At 64.7% G+C, this 26,380-nt stretch carries 22 protein-coding genes and 1 pseudogene; 13 read left to right on the forward strand and 10 right to left on the reverse strand.

Features of this window, described 5'->3' with window-relative positions; translation table 11 throughout:
- Positions 1–182: 182 nt before the first annotated feature.
- Genes C4Q27_RS29090 through C4Q27_RS29100 form a run of 3 tightly spaced genes read right to left on the reverse strand, consistent with a single transcriptional unit; the run spans position 183 to position 4,352 of the window.
- On the reverse strand, positions 183–1,238 hold the full coding sequence (locus C4Q27_RS29090) for a lipocalin-like domain-containing protein (protein ID WP_104887818.1): 1,056 nt from the start codon (positions 1,236–1,238) through the stop codon (positions 183–185).
- Entirely contained in the window at positions 1,228–3,687 is a 2,460-nt protein-coding gene (locus tag C4Q27_RS29095; protein ID WP_104887819.1) for an ABC transporter permease, read from the reverse strand. The genes C4Q27_RS29090 and C4Q27_RS29095 overlap by 11 nt, the downstream gene beginning before the upstream one ends.
- Entirely contained in the window at positions 3,687–4,352 is a 666-nt protein-coding gene (locus C4Q27_RS29100; protein WP_010954570.1) for an ABC transporter ATP-binding protein, read from the reverse strand. The genes C4Q27_RS29095 and C4Q27_RS29100 overlap by 1 nt, the downstream gene beginning before the upstream one ends.
- Positions 4,353–4,633: 281 nt before the next feature.
- Here C4Q27_RS29100 and C4Q27_RS29105 point away from each other — a divergent pair, with 281 nt between their 5' ends.
- Together C4Q27_RS29105 and C4Q27_RS29110 are read left to right on the forward strand one after the other, a co-directional pair.
- Positions 4,634–5,701 (forward strand): aromatic ring-hydroxylating dioxygenase subunit alpha, encoded by a 1,068-nt coding sequence (locus C4Q27_RS29105; protein ID WP_104887820.1) that lies wholly within the window; start codon positions 4,634–4,636, stop codon positions 5,699–5,701.
- A 12-nt stretch (positions 5,702–5,713) separates the two neighbouring features.
- Positions 5,714–6,664 (forward strand): PDR/VanB family oxidoreductase, encoded by a 951-nt coding sequence (locus C4Q27_RS29110; RefSeq protein WP_104887821.1) that lies wholly within the window; start codon positions 5,714–5,716, stop codon positions 6,662–6,664.
- A 6-nt stretch (positions 6,665–6,670) separates the two neighbouring features.
- Here C4Q27_RS29110 and C4Q27_RS29115 read toward each other — a convergent pair whose 3' ends face one another.
- From C4Q27_RS29115 to C4Q27_RS29135, 3 genes are all read right to left on the reverse strand, one after another.
- Entirely contained in the window at positions 6,671–7,384 is a 714-nt protein-coding gene (locus C4Q27_RS29115; RefSeq protein ID WP_003256147.1) for a GntR family transcriptional regulator, read from the reverse strand.
- Between the two features lie 549 nt (positions 7,385–7,933).
- Positions 7,934–9,187, reverse strand: coding sequence for an OprD family porin (locus C4Q27_RS29130; protein ID WP_104887823.1), 1,254 nt, complete (start codon positions 9,185–9,187; stop codon positions 7,934–7,936).
- A 102-nt stretch (positions 9,188–9,289) separates the two neighbouring features.
- The gene (locus C4Q27_RS29135) at positions 9,290–10,630 is read right to left on the reverse strand and encodes an MFS transporter (RefSeq protein ID WP_104887824.1); all 1,341 of its coding nucleotides are present in this window, start codon (positions 10,628–10,630) and stop codon (positions 9,290–9,292) included.
- 560 nt (positions 10,631–11,190) lie between these two features.
- On the opposite strand from C4Q27_RS29135, the gene mrdA reads away from it, so the two are divergent.
- Positions 11,191–13,086, forward strand: coding sequence for a penicillin-binding protein 2 (mrdA, locus tag C4Q27_RS29140; protein WP_104887825.1), 1,896 nt, complete (start codon positions 11,191–11,193; stop codon positions 13,084–13,086).
- 42 nt (positions 13,087–13,128) lie between these two features.
- Here the strand turns inward: mrdA and C4Q27_RS29145 are convergent, their stop codons facing one another.
- Positions 13,129–13,755 (reverse strand): glutathione S-transferase family protein, encoded by a 627-nt coding sequence (locus C4Q27_RS29145; protein ID WP_064493045.1) that lies wholly within the window; start codon positions 13,753–13,755, stop codon positions 13,129–13,131.
- 281 nt (positions 13,756–14,036) lie between these two features.
- On the opposite strand from C4Q27_RS29145, the gene C4Q27_RS29150 reads away from it, so the two are divergent.
- A complete protein-coding gene (locus C4Q27_RS29150) occupies positions 14,037–14,354 on the forward strand; it encodes a DUF2388 domain-containing protein (RefSeq protein ID WP_003256154.1) in 318 nt (105 codons plus the stop codon).
- Positions 14,355–14,414: 60 nt separating this feature from the next.
- Here the strand turns inward: C4Q27_RS29150 and glcC are convergent, their stop codons facing one another.
- The gene (gene glcC / locus C4Q27_RS29155; protein ID WP_049586553.1) at positions 14,415–15,179 is read right to left on the reverse strand and encodes a transcriptional regulator GlcC; all 765 of its coding nucleotides are present in this window, start codon (positions 15,177–15,179) and stop codon (positions 14,415–14,417) included.
- A gap of 194 nt (positions 15,180–15,373) precedes the next feature.
- On the opposite strand from glcC, the gene glcD reads away from it, so the two are divergent.
- From glcD to C4Q27_RS29185, 6 genes are all read left to right on the forward strand, one after another.
- On the forward strand, positions 15,374–16,873 hold the full coding sequence (glcD, locus tag C4Q27_RS29160) for a glycolate oxidase subunit GlcD (protein ID WP_064493043.1): 1,500 nt from the start codon (positions 15,374–15,376) through the stop codon (positions 16,871–16,873).
- Positions 16,873–17,925: a glycolate oxidase subunit GlcE gene (gene glcE, locus C4Q27_RS29165; protein ID WP_104886199.1), complete on the forward strand. Its 1,053-nt coding sequence runs from the start codon at positions 16,873–16,875 to the stop codon at positions 17,923–17,925. The genes glcD and glcE overlap by 1 nt, the downstream gene beginning before the upstream one ends.
- 9 nt (positions 17,926–17,934) lie before the next feature.
- Positions 17,935–19,170, forward strand: a complete 1,236-nt coding sequence (glcF, locus tag C4Q27_RS29170) for a glycolate oxidase subunit GlcF (protein WP_104886200.1) — start codon at positions 17,935–17,937, stop codon at positions 19,168–19,170.
- Complete coding sequence (locus tag C4Q27_RS29175) at positions 19,163–19,561, forward strand: heme-binding protein (protein WP_064493040.1); 399 nt, start codon at positions 19,163–19,165, stop codon at positions 19,559–19,561. The genes glcF and C4Q27_RS29175 overlap by 8 nt, the downstream gene beginning before the upstream one ends.
- 139 nt (positions 19,562–19,700) lie before the next feature.
- Complete coding sequence (locus C4Q27_RS29180) at positions 19,701–20,039, forward strand: hypothetical protein (RefSeq protein ID WP_012051955.1); 339 nt, start codon at positions 19,701–19,703, stop codon at positions 20,037–20,039.
- A 91-nt stretch (positions 20,040–20,130) separates the two neighbouring features.
- Positions 20,131–21,564 carry a PLP-dependent aminotransferase family protein gene (locus C4Q27_RS29185; protein ID WP_104886201.1) on the forward strand — a complete coding sequence of 478 codons (1,434 nt, stop codon included), beginning with the start codon at positions 20,131–20,133 and terminating at the stop codon, positions 21,562–21,564.
- On the opposite strand, the gene C4Q27_RS29190 is transcribed toward C4Q27_RS29185, so the two are convergent.
- The gene (locus C4Q27_RS29190; protein ID WP_104886202.1) at positions 21,557–22,753 is read right to left on the reverse strand and encodes a CynX/NimT family MFS transporter; all 1,197 of its coding nucleotides are present in this window, start codon (positions 22,751–22,753) and stop codon (positions 21,557–21,559) included. The two genes, C4Q27_RS29185 and C4Q27_RS29190, sit on opposite strands and share 8 nt — an antisense overlap.
- A gap of 200 nt (positions 22,754–22,953) precedes the next feature.
- On the opposite strand from C4Q27_RS29190, the gene C4Q27_RS29195 reads away from it, so the two are divergent.
- Entirely contained in the window at positions 22,954–23,391 is a 438-nt protein-coding gene (locus C4Q27_RS29195) for a carboxymuconolactone decarboxylase family protein (RefSeq protein WP_064493037.1), read from the forward strand.
- Between the two features lie 280 nt (positions 23,392–23,671).
- Here the strand turns inward: C4Q27_RS29195 and C4Q27_RS29205 are convergent, their stop codons facing one another.
- On the reverse strand, positions 23,672–24,760 hold the full coding sequence (locus tag C4Q27_RS29205; protein WP_104886204.1) for an AraC family transcriptional regulator: 1,089 nt from the start codon (positions 24,758–24,760) through the stop codon (positions 23,672–23,674).
- Positions 24,761–24,928: 168 nt separating this feature from the next.
- Here C4Q27_RS29205 and C4Q27_RS29210 point away from each other — a divergent pair, with 168 nt between their 5' ends.
- Positions 24,929–26,110: an acetyl-CoA C-acyltransferase family protein gene (locus C4Q27_RS29210; RefSeq protein WP_256599910.1), complete on the forward strand. Its 1,182-nt coding sequence runs from the start codon at positions 24,929–24,931 to the stop codon at positions 26,108–26,110.
- Positions 26,111–26,162: 52 nt separating this feature from the next.
- Positions 26,163–26,315 (forward strand): annotated as a pseudogene (locus tag C4Q27_RS30120) (3-hydroxyacyl-CoA dehydrogenase NAD-binding domain-containing protein); the annotation flags it as partial.
- Between the last annotated feature and the right edge of the window lie 65 nt (positions 26,316–26,380).

The following is a 26,380-nucleotide window of genomic DNA, read 5'->3' on the forward strand; positions in this document are numbered from 1 at the left end:
AGCCAATTCTTCCTGAGCTTCATTGATGAGCAGGTACCCGTCAGTGAATACCCTGTTTGTCGACAGTGCCTATGCCGGAAAGTGGGCTCAGCGCATCGTGTGATATGGGTATGGCTGGCTGAGGCTTGCATGCTAACTCGCCGGCTAACCAGCTCTTCGTCTCAAGACTTTACACACAGCGCCTAGTAACCGGTCATCTCCAGATACCCGCGCCCGCCCGCACTCCCGTTCAAGCGTACCGGCCCTTCCCAATACGGGAACCGTGTCTGCATCCACGCCTGCGGCTCAACGGCATCGACCTGCACATCCACCCCATGCTCCGGCACTTGCACCCGCCAGCGCGTCGGCACCTGCTTGCCGTTTTTCTGCGCGGACCAGGCCAGCGCCTGCAGCTTGATCTGTGCGGCGTCCAGTGCCACCACGTCCCCTTGTGGCCCTACCCAGGTTCCGGCGCGATACGGTTCCCCGTGGGCCTCCCGCACCTGGAACAGCATCAGCTTGGCGCCACTGTCCAGGTGCAGGGAAAACCAGTCCCAGCCGGTCTGCCCGGGTGCCAGCGGCTGGCTGCTCCATTCCCGGTCCAGCCAGGCCTGCCCGGTAACCGCGATGCACAAGCTGCCACGCTGGACCTGCCCCTGGACCTGATAGAACGGCTGGCTGTAATAGTACGAAGCCTGGCCCTTGCCTGATTTTTCGCTGTAGCCCTGTTCACCATGCAGCACCAAGGGAAGATCGCTGTGCAATTGCAGGTCATAGCGAAAACCATCGCCACTTGCGACCATCTGTAGCTGTTCAATACCGCCCTGGCCCTGCAACACCCAGTCATTGATCCATGCGCGAAACGGCTGGGCCTGCACGCCGGCCTGGCCGATCCCCCCCCGCGCCAGGGTTTCAGCAGCCTGATGGCCACCCGGCCCGGTCAGTGCTGCATGCCCCATCCACAGGTTCGGGCTGTTCCAGCCACTGGTCTCCGGACCGGGGCGCAAGGCCGAGCGGAACAGTGTCCACTGGGCGCCCCAGTCACGGCCCTGGGCGTCCTCGAGGTTGGCGGTGACATACCACCACTCGATACGAAAGCCGTCGTGGGGGCCGTGGTCATGCGGGAAGACCAGACGATGATCGCGGGCCACCTGGCTGAACTCGCCAGCCTGCTGCCCGAGCCCGGCATAGCTCTGCGGTGCAGGCTGATCACAGCCGCACAACAAACCACTCAGCAACAGCCACGCATTAAGCTTCATCGGACAACGGCCTCAACAGTTCGCGCGGCTGGCGGCGCGCCAGCTGCCACAGCGGCCAGGCGCAGGCCAACAGGCTGGTGAGCATGCCCAGCACGGTCAACTGCAGCAGTTGCATGGGGAACACATAGAGCGGTAACCGCCAGCCGAAGGCCTGCACGTTCACCACCGCGACCAGGCACCAGGCCAGCAGCAGCCCAAGCGGAATTGCCAGCAGCACGGTGAAGCTGCTGAGCATGAGTGTCTGTCCCAGGCTCAGCCAGACCAGTTGCATGCGCCGCACCCCCAGCGCCCACAGCGGTGCCAACTGGCCCAGCCGGGCCTGGCCCAGGGTCAGCAGGTTGATGAACAACGCCACACCGGCCACGCCAAGGGTAAGGCTGTTGAGGGCTGCGGTGGCGGCAAAGGTGCGGTTGAACACGTCGGTCGACCAGCGTTTCAGGCGCGCCTGCTCGACCACCCGGCTGTCATCCAGGGCAAAGTGCCGTTGCAGCGCGTCCTTGAGCGATGCCCCCCCTTCAGCGCTCAGGTCGACACTCAAGCCGGCCAGGGTTGCCTGTGGCCAGTGGGCGCGCAACCAGTCGGCATTGACCAGTACATGCCCCTTGGGGTTGCCGTAATCGGCATAGATCCCCACCACGGGCATGGCTGGCGTGTCTGCGGGCAGCTTCAGGCTGTCTCCCAGTTGCAGGTTCAATCGCCTGGCCAACTGCTCACTGAGCATCACGCCTTGTCCGCTGGCCAGTTGCTGCCAGGCGCGCGAATGCTGTTCCAGCAATGGCCAACGCGTTCGATAGGCGGGGTGATCGACAATGCCCTGCACTTGCACCGGCCAACCTTGCAGCTGCATGTCTGCACGCCAGCCGGGCAGGACCACGCTGGCCACAGGTTGCTGCTTGAGCCACCCGACTATCTGCAAGCCTTGGGCCGTGTCCCGCGGGGTGACATACAGGTCGGCGGAGAGGCGCAGGTCAAGCCAACCGACAAACGTCTTGCGAAACCCCTCGGTCATGCTGCCCACGCCAACACTGGCAGCCAGGGCCAGCAAAAGGGCGACCAACGCCAGGCTCAGCGCTGGCAACTGCTGGCGGCTGTCAGCCACGAACCATTGCGCCAATGGCCGGTGGCAACGACGCGCCAGCCAGGCCAGTACCCGATCGAGCAACGCCGGCAACAGCAGCGCCGCCGCCAGCAGCAACCCTGCCAGCATGGCGAACGCGCCAAGCAGGCCAGCCCCGAAGACACCACAGCCCAAGGCCAGCAACAGCAGCAGGCCCGCTAGCAAAGCCTGCCGTTGCAACCATGGCCCCTGCGCCAGTCGCCAGGCCTGGGGTTGCGCCAGCGCCAGCAGAGGCAACCGGGCAGCGCGCATTACACTCTGCAGGCCGGCCAGCAATGCCCCGAGGACACTCACCAGCACACCCAGCAGCCACCAGCCCGCCGGCAGGCTCAACGTGCCGGCGACCTGGGCGCCATACAGGCCACGCAGGCTGGCGGCCACGTCGGGCAGCAGCCACGCGGCCAATGCGTAACCACTGGCCACCCCGGCCAGCCCACCCAGTGCCGCGAACAGGCCCAGCTCCAGCACCAGGGCACCCAGCAGGGTCTTCAGGCTGACGCCGCACGCGCGCAGGTTGCGGATCAGCCCACGGCGCTGCTCCAGCGCCAGACCGATTGCGGCGTGGGCAATGAACAAGCCGACGACGAACGCCAGCAGGCCGAGCGCGGTCAGGTTGAGGTGGAAACTGTCGGTCAGGCGCTGCAAGCCACCATCATCCTGCCGCGGCTGCAGTTCAAGGTAGCGGGCGATATCTGCAGGCAACGGCCCGGGCGTATCGGCCAGCAGCAGACGAGACAACTGCCCCGGTGCGTTCAGCAACGTCTGCGCGTGGCCGATGTCCACCACGATGACCCCGGGTGCCAGCGCAGGCTGCAAAACCATAGGCGGCAGCAACTGCCCTTCACTGTCGCGGGTCGGCTGCCCGGGGCTTGTGTTCAGTTGACGCAAGGTGTCTGGCCCAACCCAGGCTTGCCCGGGCGAGCCGATGAACGCTTGCAGGTCGAATGCCTGCACCTGCACCCCGGCAATGCTGCTGGCAGGCGGCAGGCTCAACGGCTCGATGCCGATCAGTCGCACACTGCGTGCGGGCTCGCCCGGCAAGCGCAAGCGCCCTTCCAGCACCGGCGAAACAGCCCAGCCCTGCCTGCGCAGTTGCACGTACAACGCCTGATCGAAGCGCTCGCCATTGCGCGCGATCAGTTGCGCCTGCAACGGCCCGGTCAATACCGCGCTGGCCCGGGCATAGTCGCTGCGTGCCTGGCTGTTCAATGCCTGCACACCGGTCCACAGCGCCGTGGCCAGCCACAGGCCAGTGAAGATGCTGAAGCACTGCACACGATGGCGCCGCCAGTGGCTGAGCAGCGCCAACAGGGCCAGCGACAAAAGCTTCATCAGCCCTGCTCGGGCCGCACACGGCCGGCCTGCAGGTAGCAACGGTGCTGCAAACGCGCCGCCAGCCGCGGGCTGTGGGTCACCATCAGTACCCCGCTGCCGGCTTCGGCGACCAACTGCAGCAACAAACTCAGCACCTCGTCACTGCTGGCTTCATCGAGGCTGCCGGTCGGTTCGTCAGCCAACAGCCAGGCCGGGCGCCCGGCAAGCGCACGGCCGATCGCGACCCGCTGCTGCTGGCCGCCAGACAGTTGTTCCGGGTAACGCCCGAGCAGGTCCGCCAGGCCCAGGCGCTGCGCCAGGTAAGCCGCCCAATGCGGGTCATGCCGCCCGGCGAGACGGGCCTGGAAGGTAAGGTTCAGGCCCACGTCCAGGCTGCTGATCAGGTTGTACTGCTGAAACACCAGGCCGATCCCCTCCCGCCGCCACTGCGCCAGCGACGCTTCCGAACGGCCATCGAGCGGAACGTCGTCGATCAGAATACGGCCACTGTCCGCTCGGTCCAGGCCAGCCACCAGGTGCAGCAAAGTACTCTTGCCGCTGCCCGACTCGCCCATCAGCGCCAGGCTGCTGCCCCGCGCCAGGCGCATGTCCACCCCCTGCAAAATGGGGAGCGGGCCTTGGGGGGTGGGGAATGATTTGTAGAGTTGTTCGATGGCTAGCATCGAGTGGCCTTGATGGGTTGGGTGTCCCTTTAGGCATAGCAGGTTCGGCCAGGCCTGCTCCCGCACCGGCCACATTGATCGATCTCGCCGGTGCCTTCCTGTTCAGACGACGTGCCGCTGCGGCCGCCCCCTCGAATCGCAGAGGGCGTACCATCAATGGATCCACTAAAAACCGATAATCGCACAGAATCCGCACTTACCAAGCAAAATGCATTGACCTACCACGCCGACCGCAGCCTTAATGGATCCATTAAATAAAAACAAAACCCGGAGAGCCTCCCATGTACCCCAAAAACACCTGGTACGTCGCCTGCACCCCCGATGAGATCGCCACCAAACCCCTGGGCCGCCAGATCTGCGGGGAAAAAATCGTGTTCTACCGCGCCCGCGAGAACCAAGTAGCCGCCGTCGAGGACTTCTGCCCGCACCGCGGCGCACCGTTGTCGTTGGGCTATGTCGAGGACGGCAACCTGGTGTGCGGCTACCACGGCCTGGTGATGGGTTGCGACGGCAAGACCGTGTCGATGCCGGGCCAACGGGTGCGTGGCTTCCCCTGCAACAAGACCTTTGCGGCCGTCGAGCGCTATGGCTTCATCTGGGTCTGGCCCGGTGACCAGGCGCAGGCCGACCCGGCGCTGATTCCGCATCTGGAATGGGCGGTGAGTGATGAGTGGGCCTACGGCGGCGGGCTGTTCCACATCGGTTGCGACTACCGCCTGATGATCGACAACCTCATGGACCTCACCCATGAAACCTATGTGCACGCCTCCAGCATCGGCCAGAAGGAGATCGACGAGGCACCGCCGGTCACCACCGTCACCGGAGACGAAGTGGTCACCGCCCGGCACATGGAAAACATCATGGCGCCGCCGTTCTGGCGCATGGCCTTGCGTGGCAATGGCCTGGCCGACGATGTACCAGTGGACCGCTGGCAGATCTGCCGTTTCACCCCACCTAGCCATGTGCTGATCGAAGTGGGTGTAGCGCATGCCGGCAAGGGCGGCTACCACGCCGAGGCCCAGCACAAGGCGTCGAGCATCGTGGTCGACTTCATCACCCCGGAAAGCGATACCTCTATCTGGTACTTCTGGGGCATGGCGCGCAACTTCGCTGCGCACGACCAGACCCTGACCGACAACATTCGTGAGGGCCAGGGCAAGATTTTCAGCGAAGACCTGGAAATGCTCGAACGTCAGCAGCAAAACCTGCTGGCCTACCCCGAGCGCAACTTGCTGAAGCTGAACATCGATGCCGGCGGCGTGCAGTCACGCAAAGTGCTGGAGCGGATCATCGCCAAAGAGCGGGCGCCGCAGCCACAACTGATCGCCACCAGCGCCACCCCTGCCTGAGGAACAGCCGACATGATCGATGCCGTAGTGGTATCCCGTAACGATGAAGCGCAGGGTATCTGCAGCTTCGAGCTGGCAGCGGCAGATGGCAGCCTGCTGCCGGCGTTCAGCGCCGGCGCCCATATCGACGTGCACCTGCCCGACGGGATGGTGCGCCAGTATTCGCTGTGCAACCACCCCGAAGAACGCCATCGCTATCTGATTGGCGTACTCAACGACCCGGCTTCGCGGGGCGGCTCACGTAGCCTGCACGAGCAGGTGCGGGCCGGTGCCCGGCTGCGTATCAGTGCGCCGCGCAACCTGTTCCCGCTGGCCGAGGGTGCGCAGCGCAGTTTGCTGTTTGCTGGCGGCATCGGCATTACCCCAATCCTTTGCATGGCCGAGCAGCTGTCCCACAGCGGCCAGGCCTTCGAGCTGCACTACTGTGCCCGCTCCAGCGAACGTGCGGCGTTTGTCGAGCGGATCCGCAGCGCGCCGTTCGCTGATCGGCTGTTCGTGCATTTTGACGAGCAGCCGGAAACGGCGCTGGACATCGCCCAGGTGCTGGGCAACCCGCAAGATGATGTGCACCTGTATGTATGCGGGCCGGGCGGGTTCATGCAGCATGTGCTGGACAGCGCGAAGGGCTTGGGCTGGCAGGAGGCCAACCTGCACCGCGAGTACTTCGCCGCAGCACCGGTGGATGCCAGCAACGATGGCAGTTTCTCGGTGCAGGTGGGCAGCACGGGCCAGGTGTTCGAGGTGCCAGCCGACCGGACCGTGGTGCAGGTGCTGGAAGAGAACGGTATCGAGATCGCCATGTCGTGCGAGCAGGGTATTTGCGGCACCTGCCTGACACGCGTGCTGCAGGGCACACCGGACCATCGCGATCTGTTTCTCACCGAAGAGGAACAGGCCCTGAACGATCAGTTCACGCCTTGCTGCTCGCGCTCGAAGACGCCGCTGCTGGTGCTGGATATCTGATCCGGCTTACGACGAGGGCAGGATGACTTTCATGCCCGCGTCCGCCGCTGCCCCACCAAAGGTTTCGGCATAGCGCAAGGTGGCATTGGCGTGCTCGCGCATGATCGCTTCGGCGCGGGCACCCTGGCGGTTGACCAGGGCGTCGAACACGGCGTGGTGCTGCATGTGGGCGAAGTTGAAGCGCCGGTATTCGCGAGCCAGATCATGGCGGTCCACCGCCAGTGCGGTGACCGAGGCGAATGGCAGGTGGTCGTTGCGCGCCAGGGCAACGGCAATGGCCGGGTTGTGGCTGGCGTCGATGATCACCTGATGAAAGCGCATGTTCAGGTCGTGATAGACCTGCAAGTCGTCTTCGCTCACAAAGCCCTTGTCGAACAGCTGATCGCCGTCGACCAGGCACTGTTGCAGCGCAGCGCGTGCTTGCACCGACAAGCCACGCTCAGCGGCCTGACGAGCAGCCAACCCCTCCAGCACACCGCGCACCTCGACCGCACCTGCGATGTCATCGGCGCTAACCGAGCGCACCTGAAACCCCCGGCCGCCAAAGCGCACCAGCAGGCCTTCCTGTTCCAGGGTACGAAATGCCATGCGCACCGGCATGCGTGAAACGCCGAACAGTTCAGCGGTTGGGACTTCCATCAAGCGTTCGCCGGCCGCCAGCTCGCCCGAAGCGATCATCTTGCGCAGCGCAACCAGCACCATCTGACCGGGTTTGCTCATCCAGGCGACTTCCAAAGACATGAACGGGCATCTTAGCGCAAGCCGAGGGGTTGCTGCAGGCCTGTTGTAGGAGCGGGTTTACCCGCGAAGCAGGCGACGCGGAACATGGCACCGGCTGCGCCGGTGTTCGCGGGTGAACCCGCTCCTACGGGGGGCGCGCACCAAGAAACCAACCTGGCGCAAGACATACGCCGTAAATGTAGGAGCGGGTTTACCCGCGAAGCAGGCAACGCGGTGCATGGCACCGGCTGCGCCGGTGTTCGCGGGTGAACCCGCTCCTACGGGGGCGCGCGCGCGCCAAGAAACCCACCTGGCGCAAGACATGCGCCGTAAATGTAGGAGCGGGTTTACCCGCGAAGCAGGCAACGCGGAACATGGCACCGGCTGCGCCGGTGTTCGCGGGTGAACCCGCTCCTACGGGGAGAGCGCGCGCCAAGAAACCAACCTGTCTCAAGACATGCGCCGTAAATGTAGGAGCGGGTTTACCCGCGAAGCAGGCAACGCGGAACATGGCACCGGCTGCGCCGGTGTTCGCGGGTGAACCCGCCCCTACAAGGTCAACGGGTAGCTGACGATCAGGCGCGTCTGGTCGAAGTCGCTGTTAAAGCTGCGCCGGTTGGTCGCGTTGTTCAGCCGGATGTTGAGGTTCTTCAAAGCCCCGCTCTGGAAGGTGTAGTTCACCTCGGCATCGCGCTCCCACTCCTTGCCATTGCTGCCCGCCGCCGTGGTGGCGTTCTCGCCATGCCCGTACCGCACCATGGCCAGCAGCCCTGGCACACCGAGCGCGGCGAAGTTGTAGTCATAACGCACTTGCCACGAACGCTCGTCAGCATTGCTGAAGTTGCCGTTGAACATGTCGTTGCCCAGGGTTCGCCCACTGCTGCCGTAAACCGACATCCACTGACTGTCGCCACTGACCTTCTGCAACCCCAGGTACAGCGTGTGGCCACTGTGCGAAGCTGACAGCAAGGCGTAACCGGTGCGGCTCTGGATGTCGCCGATGCGCGCCTGTCCGTCATCCCGGTCGATGAAGTAGCCAAGGTTGGCTCCCAACGTCCACTCCCCTACCCGCTGACTGTGCAGCAGGTTGAAGTAGCTTTGCTGGTAGATGTCCTCCAACTGCGAGTGCCAGGCGCCGATCAGTGTTCGCTGCTGGTTGAAGCGGTACTCGGCGCCGGCGTAGTTGAAGCCGTCCGAGGTGACCCCGGGCGCGGCCCAGGCAGATAGATCCTGCATGTCCGAAGAGTGGCGCAGGCTCACCTCGCGGTACTGGCCGGCCTGCAGGCTCAGGCCTTCGATTTCCCGCGAGTCGAGCATGGCACCACGGAAGGTCTGCGGCAGCAGACGGCCATCGTCGTAACGCAGCAGTGGAATATCCGGCAACAACTCCCCCACCTTCAGCTCGGTCGCGGACATACGCAGCTTCGCCGCCAGCCCGGCCCGACCATAGTCGTCGGCCGCTCGCCCGTCATCGTGCACCGGCAACAGTTCTGAGCCGCTGGTACCGCCGCCGCTGTCCAGCTTCACGCCGAACAGGGCGATACCGTCCAGGCCAAAACCGATCAGCCCCGGGGTGTAGCCAGAGCTGAACTTGAAGATGAAACCCTGGGCCCATTCTTGAACCTTGCCCTTGGCGGCCCCCGGGTCGCGGAAATCGCGGTTGAAGTAGTAGTTGCGCAATGTCAGCCCACCCTTGGCATCTTCAAAGAAGCCCCCCTCTTGCGCCCAGGCCGGCAAACCAAGGCCAAACGCCAGCGAAACAGCCAGGACCGAACGGGCCAGCGTGCAGGTTGTGTCCATCATTATTATTGTTCTCCACGTTCAATAGGCGCAGCAGACCGCCCCAGGCCAGCATGACCCGGAGCAGTAAGTTGCATTCAGATACCCGGCCAGGCCGGGTTGCACTCAGTGGCTCAGTGCATCAGCAGGCAAGGCAGACGCAGGCTTGGCCGTTGGGCGCAACAGCAGCAGGCAACCTGCGGCAAGCACGAACACGCTGGCGAACACGCCATAAAGATGCAGGGGTTGCCAGCCACCATCGAGCAGCACGCCAGCCACGGTCGGCGACAGGATCGCGCCCATGCGGCCGATGCCGATCCCCCAACCCACACCGGTGGCGCGTACCGATGCGTCATAGACCACCGGCGACAAGGCATACAGCCCAGCCACGCAGCCGTTGGAAAACAGCCCGATCAGCAGGCCCAACGCCAGCGCCGCAGTGACCGAGGCACCATTGGCCACGAACAGCACCAGCAGCGCGGCGGTGATGAGCATGAACAACGCCAGCACGCGAGTCAGTGGCCAGCGCGAAGCCAGGCCGCCGATCAGCGCCGCGCCAACGATGCCGCCCACGCTCAACAGCACGCCGCCGGTGATGCCTTGCTGGGCCGACAAGCCGGCGGCCACCAACAGTTTCGGCGTCCAGCTCATCACGAAGTAGAAGCCGAACATGACCAGGAAGAACAGCAACCAGATCACCAGCGTGGTGCGACGCATGGCCGGCGCCAGCAGCTGCCTGAACCCGGTTTTGGCACCCTCTGCCCTTGCGGCAACAGCCGGCAGTTGCGCCAATGCCGGCTGGCCGAGGCGCACGGCCAGGCGGTTGACCCGGGCCAGAGCATTGGCCGGCCGGCGTGCCAGCAGAAAGTCCAGCGACTCTGGCAACCACAGCAGTACCAGCGGGATCACCAGTACGGTGACGATGCCGCCAAACAGAAATACCGAGCGCCAGCCCCAATGCCCCAGCAGCCATACCGCCAGCAAACCGCCCAGGGTCGCACCCAGCGCATAGCCAGTGGACTGCAGGCTCACCGCCAAGCCGCGCCAGCGTTTGCTGGCATATTCACTGGCAATCACATTGCTGCTGGCCAGGATGCCACCGATGCCCAGCCCGGTCAGGCCACGCAGCAGCGCCAGTTGCAACGGGCTCTGGCTCAGTGCCGAGAGCAGCATGCCGATACCGGACAGCGCCAGGCACAGCAGGATCAGCGGGCGTCGGCCAAAACGGTCAGCCCACGGCGCGATAAACAGTGACCCGGCCGCCATACCGAACAAGCCGGCACTGAGCAGAAGCCCTACCTGCGCCCCGTTCAGGTTCCACTCGGCAGACACCGAGGCAGCGGTGAAGGCCATGACCAGCACGTCGAAGCCATCGATCATGTTGAGGATGATGCAAATACCAATGGCCAGGCACTGAAAGCGACCCATCGGGTCGTTGTCCAGACGTTGCTTGAGATCGGTATTCATGGGGTCACCTGCCGGCCAGGCTTGGCCAAAGGCGAGAGGAACGATGCGCACGCGCAGGCGCAACGGGAGGAACCCTGACGGTTCAGTGCCGCTGGATAGCCATTCATGACTGGACCCTTTTTGTAATTGTTATCGCATACGGCAGGAGGGCTCCGGCCGTTGTCAGACGCTAATCAACCAGATAATGGATCCACAGACAACGTGACGAAACCACTGCCTATCAATCAGGCGCGAGCAATTTCAGTTCATCGCTAGCAAAAAGCATATTTTTTATAAATAAATTCAATAGCTTATAAATTTACAACCAACGAAACTTGATGTTCGGTTACCGAACAGAATCGATTTGTGGATCCACAAATCATCAAAAACCACCCCTGACTCGCCATTATGACTCCGCAATGAACAAATCTTCATATTCCCCCTCAGCGCCCTGATCATGGGGCACACAGCCGATGCCAGCCAGCGGGCAGCCGGGGCTCGTCTTGAGGGGGCAGTACGGGTTGCGTAGCATCCGCGGCCCGATCGCGCGCGTATTGCCACCCCTCAGGATCGATTCACAGATGCCGCAACCCATCCCACTAAAGGACCACGAAAAGGAAAAGCACCTGGTCAACCGTCGGCTTCTGGCCTGCGCTGCCATGGTGTTCGGCCTGTGTGCTGTCCTGGTAGGCCGGCTCTATGTGCTGCAAGTGCTGCAGCACGACCAACAAACGGCCGTGTCGGAAAACAACCGCGTGCACGTGCTGCCCATCGCCCCCGAACGCGGGCTGATCTACGACCGCAACGGCGTGGTACTGGCCGACAACAAGCCCAGCTTCGACCTGACCATGACCCGGGAGCGGGCCGGCGGCGACTCGGCCAAGGTGCTCGACACCCTGACGCAGGTGCTGGGCCTGACCGAAGACGACCGTAAGCAGTTCGACAAGGACCTGCGCCGTGGCCGCAAACCGTTCGAGCCCGTGACCCTTATGGTGGGCCTGAGCGAGGAGCAGATCGCCCTGGTAGCGGTGAACCAGTTCCGCCTGCCGGGCCTGGAGGTGGAGCCGCAGTTCATCCGCGAGTACCCACTGGCCGGGCATTTCGCGCATTCAGTGGGCTATGTGGGGCGCATCAACGAGAAAGAAGCCAAGACGCTCGACAGCACTGAGTACCGCGGCACCCAATCGATTGGCAAAACCGGCATCGAGCGCTTCTACGAAAGCCAGCTGCATGGCCACGTGGGCTACGAAGAGGTCGAGACCAACGCTCAGGGGCGGGTGATGCGCGTGCTCAACCACAAGGACCCGACCCCTGGGCAGGATATAGTCCTCACCCTGGACGCCCATTTGCAGATAGCCGCAGAAAAAGCGCTGGGTGACCGCCGTGGCTCGGTGGTGGTATTGGACCCGGCCAATGGTGACGTACTGGCGATGGTCAGCAACCCCAGCTTCGACCCCAACCTGTTCGTCAAGGGCATCAGCTTCAAGCAGTATGCCGCGCTGCGCGACTCCATCGACCGCCCACTGTTCAACCGCGTCCTGCGCGGCCTGTATGCGCCCGGCTCGACCGTGAAGCCTGAAGTGGCCATCGCTGGCCTCGACAGCGGGGTGATCACCCCTGGCAGCCGGGTGTTCGACCCGGGCTACTACGAACTGCCCAACTATGACCACAAGTACCGCAACTGGAACCGCAGCGGCGACGGCTGGGTGGACATGTACACCGCCATCATGCGCTCCAACGACACCTACTTCTACGACCTGGCGCACAAGCTGGGCATCGACCGCCTGCACGACTACATGGCCGAGTTCGGCCTGGGCCAGAAGGTGTCGCTGGACATGTTCGAGGAAGCCTCCGGGCTGATGCCCTCGGCCGAGTGGAAGCGCGCCACACGACGCCAGGCCTGGTTCCCGGGCGAGACGCTGATCCTTGGCATTGGCCAGGGTTACATGCAGGTCACCCCCCTGCAGCTGGCCCAGGCCACCAGCCTGCTGGCAAGCAAGGGCGTGTGGCACCGCCCGCACCTGGCCATGACCGTGGGTGGCGATACGCCGATCGACCCAAACCCCATGCCCGACATCGTGCTGCACGACAAGCATGCCTGGGACCAGGTCAGCCAGGGCATGCAGATGGTCATGCACGACCCGCGCGGCATTGCCCGCGCCGCAGCAGCAGGCGCGCAGTATCGGATCGCCGGCAAGAGTGGTACCGCGCAGGTGGTGGCGATCAAACAGGGTGAGCGTTACAACCGCAACAAGACCCTGGAGCGCCACCGCGACAACGCCCTGTTTGTCGGCTTTGCTCCGGCTGAGCACCCCAGTGTGGTGGTGGCGGTCATGATCGAGAACGGTGAGGCTGGAGGCCGGGTCGCAGGGCCGGTGGTGCGGGAAGTGATGGATGCTTATCTGCTGGACGAGCAAGGGCACCTGAAGCCGGAGTATGCGGGCGGCGCACCCACTCGGGGTGTGCCACACACATGATTTCGCCGGGCCGCCGTGGTGGCGGTTTTAGCCGCGAATGGGTCAGGATGCCGTGCGCGGCATCAGCTCATACGGGTGTTTCCACCCCGGCAGCGCCTGGATACGGGCTTTCCAGGCCTCGATGTGCGTGAACGCTGCCAACGGGATACCGGTGTCTTCCGGCATGAACACATACCCGGCCAACGACAGGTCGGCGATGGTCAACCGGCCACCGACCATGAATGGCGTCTTCGCCAGGTGCGCGTCGACAATACGGTAAGCCGCCGTGGCACGCTCGCGCAGGAACCGCGTCACATCGGTTTCGCCGGTGTTCTTCAGGCAGAACAGAAAGCGCAGCGCAGCGTAATAGCTGGTGAACTTATGGTTGTCGAACAGCATCCAGCGCCAGATCTCACGCTTTTCATCTTCATCGCGAGGCCCGAACTGGCCGGTCTGTTCGGCAAGGTATTCGAGGATCAGCGCAGACTGGGTGATGCGCTTGCCAGCGTGTTCCATCACCGGCACCTCGCCCTGCTCGTTCACCTCATCGCGCCAGGTTTGCTCACGCGTCTGGCCATGGAAGAAGTCGACGAACACCGGCTGCCAGTTCTGGCCGGTGAGTTCAAGCATGAGCGCAGCCTTGTAGGCGTTACCGGATTCGGCGAAGCAGTGCAGCTTGTAGTCGGACATGGGCGAACCTTCAGTTTCCTTTGAATGATCGGCAGGGCCCTCTGCGGATTTGCCCGCGAAGCACCATCCACCCAAGCAAATCACGCGCGTCCCGACGCGGTCAATCCATGACACGCTCCGTCGCCAGCTTGAAAACCGCCAGTTCAGCCACATCGTCAGCGGCAGGTGCACCTTATCCCCGACACCCTCCAGCCAGGATAAGGGAACTACCCCAACGCCTCCGCCGTCTTAGACACTGAGTGGTTTATTTCCCTGTGCTTCACGTTACTGGAGAACACGACATGCGCCACCTACTCCTCGCCCCTGCGCTGCTGCTCCTGATGCCTGCCGGTGCTGCCCTGGCCCGCGTCGATGCGGGCGACGTCGCCACCTCGGCCGGTATCTCCGCTTCGCTGTATTCGACCTTCAAGGACGACAAACGGATCATCCCGGCCCGTGACGAACTTTCAGCGTTCGTCGCCAGCGGCGGTGCCATCCGCGGCGCCTATGTGGAGTCGGCGCTTGAACAGGCCCGCAAGGACCATCCAGGGCTGCAGGCCAATGATGAAGAGCTGGCCCGGGCCATCCTGTCGCAAGATGACCCTGTGGCTGACCATTGAGTAGACCTTTACCGGCCCTCTCGCGGCGCCCAGACGCGAGAGGGCCGCTACAGGGCCGCTTCACCCCCAGCCATCCATACGCATGGTCGCCCTGACCAGGCGCTGCTCTTCCTGCTCGATCTCCCGCAAACTGTCGCGTATGCCATTGATATGCTCACGCGCTGCCCGCTGCGCCTGCTCGGGCAGTTGCTCCATGACCGCGCGATACAAGCGCGCATGCTGCCGATCAATCTGGCGTTTCTGCGCTGGCCGGCAATACAGGTTGTTGACCGAAGCAAACACAGTGCTCAACGTCAGGTCACTGAGCGATTGCAGGGTATGCACCAGCACCGGGTTATGCGACGCCTCACTGATCGCCCGGTGAAAGGCATGGTCACGGCGGGCATGCTCACGGGCATCGAGCGCCTGCGCAGCCTCGTGCGCAGCCAGCATTTCTTCGTAGCGCCGGCGGATCAGCAGGCGGTCGACGTCGGTAGCCCGCAACGCCGCCAGCCGCGCCGACTCAGCCTCCAGCAACGCCCGGACCTCCAGCAGGTCGAACAGCGTGCGCGGTTGCGAACTGAACAGGTGCATCAAAGGCGTAGCACCCGCCTGCCCGGTGAGATCGGCGACGAACGAACCCCGCCCCTGTTCGGTGTCGATGATGCCGCGCCCACGCAGAACGCGCAGGCCCTCGCGCAAGGCCGAACGTGAACAGCCAAGCTTTTCCACCAGCCGCCGCTCCGACGGCAGTGCCTGGCCCACCTTGAGCACGCCTTCGACGATAAGCCGCTCGACCCGTTCGGCCACCTGGTCGGCGACCTTGGCCTTGCCTTCAGTACCCACTGCGCACACTCCTGCTGGTAGGACCACTTTGACTTATAGCGCCAATCTAGCCAGACAGAACCGTGAATAGACAGTACTGCCCGAAGAAACTGGTAGGACCAGTCAACATCTCACTCGACCCCGAACGCTAGCACGCGCACGCTGCATCGGTGACCGCTTCGCCAACAACAACAAAAACCGTTGCGAGTGAGCCAATGAATATCCTGTATGACGAACGCGTCGATGGCGCGCTGCCCAACGTGGACCTGGCCGCCCTGTTGCAGGCGCTGCGCGATGCACTGCCGGACCTTGAAATCCTGCACCGCGACGAAGACCTCAAACCGTACGAATGCGACGGCCTGTCGGCCTACCGCACCGTGCCACTGCTGGTGGTACTGCCCGAGCGCCTGGAACAGGTGCAGACGCTGCTGAAGCTTTGCCACCAGCGCGGCGTACCGGTGGTTGCGCGTGGCGCCGGTACCGGCCTGTCCGGTGGTGCCCTGCCGCTGGCCAAGGGCATCCTGCTGGTGATGGCGCGCTTCAACCGTATCCTCGAGGTCAACCCGCAGGGGCGCTACGCCCGCGTGCAGCCGGGCGTACGCAACCTGGCCATTTCCCAGGCCGCCGCACCCCATGGCATGTACTACGCACCAGACCCTTCCTCGCAAATTGCCTGCTCAATCGGTGGCAATGTCGCCGAAAACGCCGGTGGCGTGCACTGCCTCAAGTACGGCCTGACCGTACACAATGTGCTCAAGGTGGACATCCTTACGGTCGAGGGCGAACGCCTGAGCCTGGGCAGCGATGCGTTGGACAGCCCCGGCTTCGACCTGCTGGCATTGTTCACCGGCTCCGAAGGCATGCTCGGTATCGTCACCGAAGTCACCGTCAAACTGCTGCCCAAGCCCCAGGTGGCGCGGGTGATACTGGCCAGTTTCGACAGCGTCGAGGACGCCGGCCGGGCAGTCGCCGACATCATCGCTGCCGGCATCATTCCCGGCGGCCTGGAGATGATGGACAACCTGGCGATCCGCGCCGCTGAAGACTTCATCCATGCCGGCTACCCGGTGGACGCGGCGGCGATCCTGCTGTGCGAACTGGATGGCGTGGAAGCCGATGTTCACGACGACTGCGAGCGCGTCGCCGCCGTGCTGACGCAAGCCGGGGCCCGCGAGGTGCGCCTGGCCTGTGACGAAGCCGAGCGCGTTCGCTTCTGGGCCGGGCGCAAGAACGCCTTCCCGGCCGTGGGGCGCATCTCCCCGGACTACTACTGCATGGACGGCACTATTCCGCGCCGCGAGTTACCACGGGTGCTCAAGGGCATCAGCGACCTGTCCGCAGAGTATGGACTGCGGGTGGCCAACGTGTTCCATGCCGGCGACGGCAACATGCACCCGTTGATCCTGTTCGATGCCAACCTGCCCGGCGAGCTGGCGCGTGCCGAAGCGATCGGCGGCAAGATTCTGGAGCTGTGTGTGAAGGTGGGCGGCAGCATCACCGGTGAACACGGCGTGGGGCGCGAGAAGATCAACCAGATGTGCGCGCAGTTCAACAGCGACGAAATTACCCTGTTCCACGCGGTGAAGGCCGCCTTCGACCCCCAGGGCCTGCTCAACCCCGGCAAGAACATTCCCACCCTGCACCGCTGCGCCGAATTCGGCGCCCTGCACGTGCACCAGGGGCAACTGCCCTTCCCCGAGCTGGAGCGCTTCTGATGAGCATGGACCGCGACATGAGCCAGACGCTGTTGGAGCAGGTCAACCAGGCGCTGAACGAAGGTACGCCGCTGCGTATCCAGGGCAGCAACAGCAAAGCGATGCTCGGCAACCCGGTGGCCGGCGAAGTACTCGACACCCGCAACCACCGCGGCATTGTCAGCTACGACCCCACCGAGCTGGTACTCACGGCCCGCGCCGGTACCCCCCTGCGCGAGATCGAGGCAGCCCTGCACGAGGCCGGCCAGATGCTGCCCTGCGAACCTCCCCACCTGGGCCCCGAGGCCACCTTGGGCGGCATGGTTGCGGCCGGGTTGTCTGGCCCGCGACGGCCGTGGGCCGGGTCGGTGCGCGACTTTGTACTGGGTACACGGGTAATCACCGGCCACGGCAAGCTGCTGCGCTTTGGTGGCGAGGTGATGAAGAACGTCGCCGGCTACGATGTGTCACGCCTGATGGCGGGCAGCTTCGGATGCTTGGGGCTGCTGACCGAGGTTTCGCTGAAAGTGCTGCCACGGCCTCGCCTATGCCTGAGCCTGCGCCTGGCGATGGGCCGCAATGAAGCGCTGGCCGAGCTGGCCGAATGGGGCCAGCAACCGCTGCCGATCAGCGCCGCCTGCCATGAAGGCGAAACGCTGTACCTGCGCCTGGAAGGCGGCGAAGGGTCGGTGCAGTCGGCACGCCAGCGGCTGGGGGGCGACACGCTCGATAACCGCTTCTGGAGCGACCTGCGCGAACAGCGCCTGGCGTTCTTTGCCGACGCCGCCCCCCTGTGGCGCCTGTCCGTACCCACCGTCACCGGCGAGCTGGACCTGCCCGGCCAGCAACTGATCGACTGGGGGGGTGCCCAGCGCTGGCTCAAGACCTGCGCACCGGCGCAGGCCATTCGCGACCAGGTCGCCAAGGTGGGCGGCCACGCCACCTGCTACGCCCCCGGTGCAGCCAGCAGCCCGCCGCTGCCGGTTGCACTGATGCGCTATCACCGCGCCCTCAAGCAGCAGCTCGATCCCCAGGGGGTGTTCAACCCTGGTCGCCTGTACCCGGACCTGTGAGGCCAGCCCATGCAAGCCAACCTTAGCGAAACATCGCGCCGCCTGGCCCGCGCCGACGAAGCCGAGCGCATCCTGCGCACTTGTGTACATTGCGGTTTCTGCACCGCCACCTGCCCCACTTACCAGTTGCTGGGCGACGAACTGGACGGCCCGCGCGGGCGCATCTACCTGATCAAGCAGATGCTCGAAGGCGAGCCGGTCACCGCCAGCACCCAATTGCACCTGGACCGCTGCCTGACCTGCCGCAACTGCGAAACCACCTGCCCATCGGGGGTGAAGTACCACGATCTGCTGGACATCGGCCGCGCAGTGGTCGAGCAGCAGGTGCCACGCCCACTCGGCCAGCGCCTGTTGCGCCTGGGCCTGCGTGCGGTGGTGCCGCGCCCGGCACTGTTCAAGGCCCTGACCCGCAGCGGCCAGGCGCTGCGCCCGCTGCTACCGGCCTCGGTCAAACGCAAGTTGCCGGCGCAGGTCACCACACCCGGCCAGCGTCCGGCAGTGCGCCATGCGCGCCGGGTACTGATGCTGGAAGGCTGCGTGCAGCCGGCCCTGTCACCCAATACCAATGCCGCGGCTGCGCGGCTGCTCGACCGCCTGGGCATCAGTGTGCAACCAATCCTGCAGGCCGGATGCTGTGGCGCGGTGGACTATCACCTGAATGCCCAGGAGCAAGGCCTGCAGCGGGCGCGGCGCAATATCGACGCCTGGTGGCCCGCCATCGAAGCGGGTGCCGAGGCTATCGTGCAGACCGCCAGCGGCTGCGGTGCGTTTGTCCGCGACTATGGCCACCTGCTGGAAAAAGACCCCCATTACGCTGCCAAGGCCGCCCGGGTCAGCGCCCTGTCCCGCGATCTGGTGGAAATCCTGCGCGATGAGCCGATCGAACAATTGGCCTTGTGCGCCAAACAGCGCCTGGCCTTCCACTGCCCATGCACCCTGCAGCACGCCCTGAAACTGGGCGGCGCGGTGGAAGCGTTGCTGACGCGGCTTGGCTTTACCCTGACCTCGGTGCCCGATGGCCACCTGTGCTGCGGCTCGGCGGGGACCTATTCGCTGACCCAGCCAGAACTGTCACTGCAACTTCGCGACAATCGTCTGAATGCGCTGGAAAGCGGTAAACCGCACCTCATTGCCACAGCCAACATAGGCTGCCAGGCCCACCTCGACGGAGCTGGACGCACGCCCGTGCGCCACTGGGTCGAAATCGTCGAAGCAGCCTTGAACCCGGAGCCCGCCCATGCTTAGCAAGTTCGTTATCGGCCAGACCGAAATCGCCCGCGTACTGACCGCCGCCCGCCAGGAAGCCCAGGCCCGACAATGGAGCGTGACCATCGCCGTGGTCGACGACGGCGGCCACCCGCTGGCCCTGGAACGCGTGGACGGCTGTGCGCCGGCCAGTGCCTACATCGCGCTGGAAAAGGCCCGCACCGCCGCACTGGGGCGCAAAGAGACGCGGGATTATGAAGAGATGGTCAATGGCGGCCGTACGGCATTCGTGACCGCCCCCCTGCTGACCAGCCTTGAAGGTGGCGTGCCGCTGCGGGTGGAAGGCCAGGTGGTGGGCGCCATTGGTGTATCCGGCGTCAAATCCGAACAGGATGCCCAGGTGGCCAAGGCGGGGGCTGCTGCCTTGTAGACCCTGAGGTTCGACCACCTCCCAGCATCTTAAGACGTTTCCTACGCCGCCCTCAGAAGCGCCCTACTTGCTGCCTCTGCCCACAGAAAACATGATCGGCACTGGAGGACACAAGGTCGCGATCCAGAGGAGGCTCCGCATGCACCCGTACGCCCGCCCCATCGCCGAACTGCGCAGCAGCCTGCGCGAAATGCTGGCCCATGACATGACCAACCCCGACAACGACCCGCACTTGTCGGGGGTCATGTTCTTCTGCGCCACCGATGAACATTCCCGGCAATTGATCGAACGCATCGAGTTGCTGGCCAGCGAGGTGTTCTTCGACGCGAACGGGCGGGCCATTTCAGAGCATATGAAAGCTTCGACGGTTGAAGGCGTGCGCATCAAGCGCAACCGCAACGCGCCGGAAGATGAAACCGTGATACGCATTGCCCTGGCAGAAAAAGGCTATATCACCGTCAGCACCGCTCGGCTCTGAGCGGTTGGCTCGGCCTCTTCGTAGCCTGTGACAAGCACCTGAGTCGCAGCCAATCCGCTATCCTGAGCAATCCTCCGCTCCGGACCCGCCCATGGAACTGCACATTCGCCTGGAGGGCCGCAAAGGCCTGGCCGATCAGCTTTACCAGCAACTGCGCGACGGTATCGATAGCGGCCACCTGGCCGCCGGCTCCCAACTGCCGCCTACCCGTCTGCTGGCTGAACAACTGGGCGTATCGCGCAAGACTGTGGCCGAGGCCTATTCGCGGCTGACCTACGATAACCTGCTCAGCGGCGTGGTCGGCCGTGGCACATTCGTCACCCCACGCCATCCGCTGCGCAGTAACGAATCAGCCACCATACCCCTGGCCGGCGCCGCCTCACTCGAGCGCTGGCAGCAGCGCGCCACCGTGCTCAGCCAACGCCAGTTGCAGGCGCCATCGCGCTATGACTTCGTCGGGGGTGCTTCGAGCAAGGCACAGTTCCCGTTCGACCAGTGGCGCAGTTGCCTGAACTACGCCCTGCGCCGTAGCCAGCGCCACCCCGAGCGACAATTCCCGGCCCAGGGCTTGCCGGAACTGCGCGAAGCCATTGCCCACCACATCGCCTACTCGCGCGGGGTGCACTGCAGCGCAGCCGACCTGCTGGTGTGCAACGGCGCCCAGCAGGCGCTGGACCTGATCGCCCGGGTGCTGGTCGAGCCGGGCTGCCAGGTGGCCATGGAAGATCCTGGCTACCCGCCGGCACGGCAATTGTTCCTGGCCCTGGGGGCACGCCTGCAATCGGTGCCGGTGGATGATGAGGGCCTGTGCGTGGAACAGATCGCCGACGGCACCCGGCTGATCTACGTAACACCCTCGCACCAGTTCCCGCTGGGCATGCCGATGAGCGAGCCACGCCGGCATGCCCTGCTTGCGCGGGCCGCCGAGCTGGGTGCACTGATCATCGAAGACGACTACGACTGTGAGTTCCGCTACCACGGGCCAGCCTCGGACGCGCTGCAGCGTCTGGACCGACATGGGCTGGTCGCCTACGTCGGGACCTTTTCCAAGACCTTGCTGCCCGAGCTGCGCCTGGGCTATGCCGTATTACCGCCTGCCGTACTGCAGGCCGCTTGCGTGGCCAAGCACCTCAGCGACTGGCACAGCCCTACCCTGCTGCAGTGGGCGCTGGCGCGCTTCCTTGGCGAAGGCCACCTGAACAAGCACATCCGCCGCTGCCACGAGGTCTACAGCGCACGCCGCGAGCGCATCCTGGCGCGCCTGGGCGGCGATCTGGCACCGTGGTTCAGCGCCATCCCCGCCAGCGCAGGCTTCCACCTCAGTGCCTTGGCCAAACCCGGGGTGGATGTGGAGTTGTTGGCCAACCTCGCGCGCAAGGTAGAGGTAGGCCTGTATTCCCTGGCACCCTTCTTCAGCGAGGCACCGGTACGGCCGGGGCTATTGATGGGCTTCGGCGCCATCGAACTGCTGGATATCGACCCGGCGCTGGACCGGGTACGCGATACCCTGCAACGCCTCAGTTGACCGGTGCGGCCTTGCCGGTGGCGGCCGGCCGGGCGATAGCCGCCGCATAGCTGCGCGGGTTGAAGCACGCGGTCACCAGCAGCATTGCCATCACGGTCACGGTCAACAGCGTCCACGAAGCCTGGAAGTCGCCACTGACATCCCGCAGCCAACCCGTGATATACGGCACGATGCCGGTGATGATGAAGCCGATACCCTGTACGAACGCCGCCAGGCTGCCGGCTTCGGCAGGCGTTTTCAGGTGTTCCAGGGTCAACGTCAGGCACTGGCTGAAGCAGGCACCCAAGCCAAAGCCGATCATGGCGACCCAAAGCCCGGAAGCCGCCGCAGGTACCAGCAAAAGCCCCAGGAAGCCCGCCAGCTGGATCGCCAGCGCCAGCCACAAACCCGGGCGCCTGTCTGCCCAACGTCGCAGCAGCAGCGGCAGGCCGAGCGCACCGAGCACCTGGAAGACGGTCATCAGGCCCACCAGGTCGGCACCGCCCTGAGCGCTGCCGCCATGCTCGATGTGGTAAGCCGGCAACCAGGCCACCATGCTGGTGTAGCCGCCGTTGATCAGGCCGAAGTACAGGGCCAGCAACCATGCCCGGCGGGTGCCGAACCAGTGCCCGCCCGTGACCGTTCCCAGCTTCGGCGCCTCCTGCCTTGGCCGCAGCAAGGCCCAGGCCAGCACCGCCAGCACGGCCGGGACCGCCCATACGCCCAGGCCCGCCTGCCAGTAGCCGAAATGGCCGCTGATGTGTGGCCCGAGTACTGCAGCCAGGCCGCCGCCGCTCATCAGCGCTGCCGAGTACAGCCCCATCGCCCCGGCCAGACGCCTGGGGAACCAGCGGTTGACCAGCCCCGGCATCATGCCCTGCACCACCGCCACGCCCAGGCCGGCGACCAGCGCACTGGCGATCAGCGCCCAGGCACTGTCCAGCTGCAGGCGCCACAGGCAGGCCAGGGCAATCGCGGCCAGGCCCCCCAGCATGCCGCCATGCTCGCTGACCCAGCGTCGCAGCCACGGTTGCAACAGGGGCACCAGGCCCATGCACAGCACCGGTAGCGCCGTCAGCAAGGCCGCCTGCTGGTAACCCAGGCCGGTGCTGGCGCGCATGGGTTCGAGTAACGGGCCGATACTGGTCAGGATCGGCCGCAGGTTCAACGCCAGCAGGATCACCAGCAACAGGTTCAGTACAGCGCTCATTGTGAGTCGGTTCTCTTGTAACAGGAACTGGCCATTATCCCGGCTCGGCTGGCCTGGCAGAAATGAAGAGATTGGATGCAGGTCAGTGGCCACCTGAATGGACGATTGGCCTCCCGCTTATGCGCAAAATTGGCTATCGGGGTGGCCAATGAGCGGCGCTACAGTAGCGCCATGTCCACCCCACACTTCTGGAGACTGCCATGCACAACCGTATCGAATGGGCCAAACACGCGCCGCAAGCCTACAAAGCCATGGTCGGCCTGGAGCAGGCGCTGGCCAACAGCGGCCTTGAACACTCGCTGCTGGAGCTGATACGCCTGCGCGCTTCGCAGATCAACGGCTGCGCCTACTGCGTCAACCTTCACGCCAACGATGCGCGCAAGGCGGGTGAGACCGAAGCACGCCTGCAGACCTTGTGCGTGTGGCAGGACACCAGCTATTTCACGCCGCGTGAACGTGCTGCCCTGGCCTGGGTCGAGAGCCTGACCCGCTTGCCTGAACGGGGTGCGCCGCAAGAGCAATATGAAGCCCTGCAGGAACACTTCGAGCCGGGCGAGGTGGCCAACCTGACCTTGGCAATTGCCACCATCAATGCCTGGAACCGGTTCGGCGTCGGCTTTGCCATGGTGCCGGCCTGATCCTTTCGGGTGGCCTGTGCTGGCCTATTCGCGGGCAAGCCCGCTCCCACAAATTCTGTGCCCTGTAGGAGCGGGTTTACCCGCGAACACCGGCAGAGCCGGTGCCATCCACCGCGTTGGTTTCTTCGCGGGCATGCCCGCTCCCACAATTCTGTGTCCAGTGCCCTGTAGGAGCGGGTTTACCCGCGAACACCGGCAGAGCCGGTGCCATCCACCGCGTTGGATTTCTTCGCGGGCAAGCCCGCTCCTACAATTCTGTGCGTGCCCTGTAGGAGCGGGTTTACCCGCGAACACCGGCAGAGCCGGTGCCATCCACCGCGTTGGTTTCTTCGCGGGCATGCCCGCTCCTACAGGTAGAACGCAGGCCGGCCAGCCGCGCCCGGTAGCTCCCTGGGCTCTGCCCGGTCCACTTCTTGAACGCCCGGTGGAACGCACTCGGTTCCTGAAACCCCGCCTGCTCGGCAATTTCGGCAATGCTCAACGCACCGTCGCGCAGCCGTTCGAAGGCCATGGCCCGGCGCACTTCATCCTTGATCTGCTGGTACGAACGCCCCTCCCGCTCCAACTGCCGGCGAAAGGTACTGGCACTGATCCCCTGTTGCTGCGCCAGTGCGGCCAATGTCGGCCACTGTCCATAGCGCAATGCCCGCAGGTGCCGATACACCTCAGCCACCAGCCCGTTCTGATTGCGAAAGCGGATCACCAGCCCTTGAGGTGCACTGCGCAGAAAGGTCTTCAGGGCTGCACGGTCCTGCACCACCGGCAGGCGCAGGTAAGCGCTGTCGAACTCCACCTCGGTGCGTCCGCTGCCCAGGCGCAGGTCCGGCCCCCACAGCAGCAAGTCGTCCTCCTGGGCCGGGCGCGACACCGCGAGCTCCGTGCGGTCGATGGCAATCCGTCGCCCGGCCAGCCAGCACAGCATGCCGATCATCAGCACCAGGTAGGTTTCCTCGGCATAGACACGGGTCAAGGGGTCGGCAATGTTCGACTGCACGCTGATCAGCGCCCGGCCGCCACGTACTGTCAGGCTGCCACGCAGGTCACGCAGGAACAGGCCGAAGCCCCCCATGCACTGGCGCAAGGCCTTTTCCAGGTTTGGCTCGAGGATCAACCCCCGGCAGATCAGGGCAAAACTGCCCAGCGGCATGCCATGGCTGTCGAGGCCAAAGAACTCATCGTCCAGGCGCTGGATCAACGCCAGCCACAGCTGGGCGAACGCCTTGGCCGGCACCCGCGCCTGCGGCTGATCGAGCAGCTGCGGGGCGATGCCCACCGCACGCAGCTGGGCATCACGCTCGGCGGGGGTGTCGCGCAGGGCGTGGAGCATGGCGTTGAGGAAGTACACGGCGACTGAATCGCTTTCGCGCATGGCGGTTTTCGCTGTCTATGCTGAGTGGCAAAAAGTGCCAGGTTGTTTGAACAGATTCGGCATAGGCTGCAACAGAGCCTTTGCCTAGACTCGAACCCACTTCGGGGCCGCCAACCATTCTCGCAGAGCCTGGCCCGGTCCCGCCACGCCTTCGCAATCGGAGCCCTTATGAGCAGCGCAGAAATCTACGTCGTCAGTGCCGTCCGTTCAGCCATTGGTGGCTTTGGCGGTTCCCTCAAGGACCTGCCGCTGGCCGACCTGGCCAGCGCCGTGACCCGCGCCGCCATCGAGCGTTCGGGCCTGGCCGCCGAGCAAGTCGGCCACCTGGTGATGGGCACGGTAATCCCCACCGAACCGCGTGACGCCTACCTGGCACGGGTAGCGGCAATGAACGCTGGCATCCCCAAGGAAACGCCGGCATTCAACGTCAACCGCCTGTGCGGGTCTGGCCTGCAGGCTATTGTCTCTGCGGCCCAGGGCCTGTTGCTGGGCGACACCGATGTGGCCGTCGCGGCCGGCGCCGAGTCCATGAGCCGTGGCCCTTACCTGCTGCCACAAGCGCGCTGGGGTGCACGCATGGGTGACCTGCAAGGCATCGACTATACCGTCGGCGTGCTGCAGGACCCGTTCCAGCACTTCCACATGGGCATCACCGCCGAGAACGTTTCGGCCAAGTACGGCATTACCCGCGAAATGCAGGACGAACTGGCACTGACCAGCCAGCGCCGCGCCGCTCGTGCGATTGCCGAGGGCCGCTTCGCCAGCCAGATCGTTGCGCTGGAGCTGAAAACCCGCAAGGGCAGCGTGCAGTTCAGTGTCGACGAGCATGTGCGTGCTGATGTAACCGCCGAGCAACTGGCCGGTATGAAGCCGGTATTCAAGAAAGACGGTACCGTCACCGCCGGCAACGCCAGCGGTATCAACGATGGCGCCGCCGGCCTGGTGTTGGCCACCGGTGACGCGGTGCGCCGCCTGGGCCTGAAGCCACTGGCACGCCTGGTGGGCTACGCCCACGCCGGGGTGGAGCCCGAACTGATGGGCCTGGGGCCGATCCCGGCCACCCGCAAAGTGCTGGAAAAAACCGGCCTGAACCTGCAAGACCTGGATGTGATCGAGTCCAACGAGGCCTTCGCCGCCCAGGCCTGCGCCGTGGCCCGCGAGCTGGGCTTCGACCCGGAAAAGGTCAACCCAACGGTTCGGGCATTTCCCTGGGCCACCCGGTGGGTGCCACCGGTGCAATCATCGCCCAAGGCCATCCATGAGCTGCAGCGCATCCAGGGCCGCTACGCGCTGGCCACGATGTGTATCGGCGGTGGCCAAGGCATCGCCGTCGTGTTCGAGCGCGTCTGAGGGAGGCTGACACATGAGCATTGAACAGATCGCCGTGATCGGCGCGGGCACCATGGGCAACGGCATTGCCCAGGTGTGCGCCATTGCCGGCTACCAGGTGCTGCTGGTGGATGTTTCCGACGCAGCGCTTGAGCGCGGTGTGGCCACCTTGAGCAAGAACCTCGAGCGCCAGGTCAGCAAGGGCACCCTCGACGCCGACAAAGCCGCAGCCGCCAAAGCCCGCATCCGCACCAGCACCGACTACGCCCAGCTCAGCGCTGCACAGCTGGT

The organism is Pseudomonas sp. SWI36 (genome assembly GCF_002948105.1).
GTDB classification, from domain to species: domain Bacteria; phylum Pseudomonadota; class Gammaproteobacteria; order Pseudomonadales; family Pseudomonadaceae; genus Aquipseudomonas; species Aquipseudomonas alloputida.

Excerpts from the sequence above, each read along its gene's own strand:
- C4Q27_RS29090 (WP_104887818.1), bottom strand. The coding sequence starts at position 1,238 with ATGAAGCTTAATGCGTGGCTGTTGCTGAGTGGTTTGTTGTGCGGCTGT.
- C4Q27_RS29095 (WP_104887819.1), bottom strand. The coding sequence starts at position 3,687 with ATGAAGCTTTTGTCGCTGGCCCTGTTGGCGCTGCTCAGCCACTGGCGG.
- C4Q27_RS29100 (WP_010954570.1), bottom strand. The coding sequence starts at position 4,352 with ATGCTAGCCATCGAACAACTCTACAAATCATTCCCCACCCCCCAAGGC.
- C4Q27_RS29105 (WP_104887820.1), top strand. The coding sequence starts at position 4,634 with ATGTACCCCAAAAACACCTGGTACGTCGCCTGCACCCCCGATGAGATC.
- C4Q27_RS29110 (WP_104887821.1), top strand. The coding sequence starts at position 5,714 with ATGATCGATGCCGTAGTGGTATCCCGTAACGATGAAGCGCAGGGTATC.
- C4Q27_RS29115 (WP_003256147.1), bottom strand. The coding sequence starts at position 7,384 with ATGAGCAAACCCGGTCAGATGGTGCTGGTTGCGCTGCGCAAGATGATC.
- C4Q27_RS29130 (WP_104887823.1), bottom strand. The coding sequence starts at position 9,187 with ATGATGGACACAACCTGCACGCTGGCCCGTTCGGTCCTGGCTGTTTCG.
- C4Q27_RS29135 (WP_104887824.1), bottom strand. The coding sequence starts at position 10,630 with ATGAATACCGATCTCAAGCAACGTCTGGACAACGACCCGATGGGTCGC.
- mrdA (WP_104887825.1), top strand. The coding sequence starts at position 11,191 with ATGCCGCAACCCATCCCACTAAAGGACCACGAAAAGGAAAAGCACCTG.
- C4Q27_RS29145 (WP_064493045.1), bottom strand. The coding sequence starts at position 13,755 with ATGTCCGACTACAAGCTGCACTGCTTCGCCGAATCCGGTAACGCCTAC.
- C4Q27_RS29150 (WP_003256154.1), top strand. The coding sequence starts at position 14,037 with ATGCGCCACCTACTCCTCGCCCCTGCGCTGCTGCTCCTGATGCCTGCC.
- glcD (WP_064493043.1), top strand. The coding sequence starts at position 15,374 with ATGAATATCCTGTATGACGAACGCGTCGATGGCGCGCTGCCCAACGTG.
- glcE (WP_104886199.1), top strand. The coding sequence starts at position 16,873 with ATGAGCATGGACCGCGACATGAGCCAGACGCTGTTGGAGCAGGTCAAC.
- glcF (WP_104886200.1), top strand. The coding sequence starts at position 17,935 with ATGCAAGCCAACCTTAGCGAAACATCGCGCCGCCTGGCCCGCGCCGAC.
- C4Q27_RS29175 (WP_064493040.1), top strand. The coding sequence starts at position 19,163 with ATGCTTAGCAAGTTCGTTATCGGCCAGACCGAAATCGCCCGCGTACTG.
- C4Q27_RS29180 (WP_012051955.1), top strand. The coding sequence starts at position 19,701 with ATGCACCCGTACGCCCGCCCCATCGCCGAACTGCGCAGCAGCCTGCGC.
- C4Q27_RS29185 (WP_104886201.1), top strand. The coding sequence starts at position 20,131 with ATGGAACTGCACATTCGCCTGGAGGGCCGCAAAGGCCTGGCCGATCAG.
- C4Q27_RS29190 (WP_104886202.1), bottom strand. The coding sequence starts at position 22,753 with ATGAGCGCTGTACTGAACCTGTTGCTGGTGATCCTGCTGGCGTTGAAC.
- C4Q27_RS29195 (WP_064493037.1), top strand. The coding sequence starts at position 22,954 with ATGCACAACCGTATCGAATGGGCCAAACACGCGCCGCAAGCCTACAAA.
- C4Q27_RS29205 (WP_104886204.1), bottom strand. The coding sequence starts at position 24,760 with ATGCGCGAAAGCGATTCAGTCGCCGTGTACTTCCTCAACGCCATGCTC.
- C4Q27_RS29210 (WP_256599910.1), top strand. The coding sequence starts at position 24,929 with ATGAGCAGCGCAGAAATCTACGTCGTCAGTGCCGTCCGTTCAGCCATT.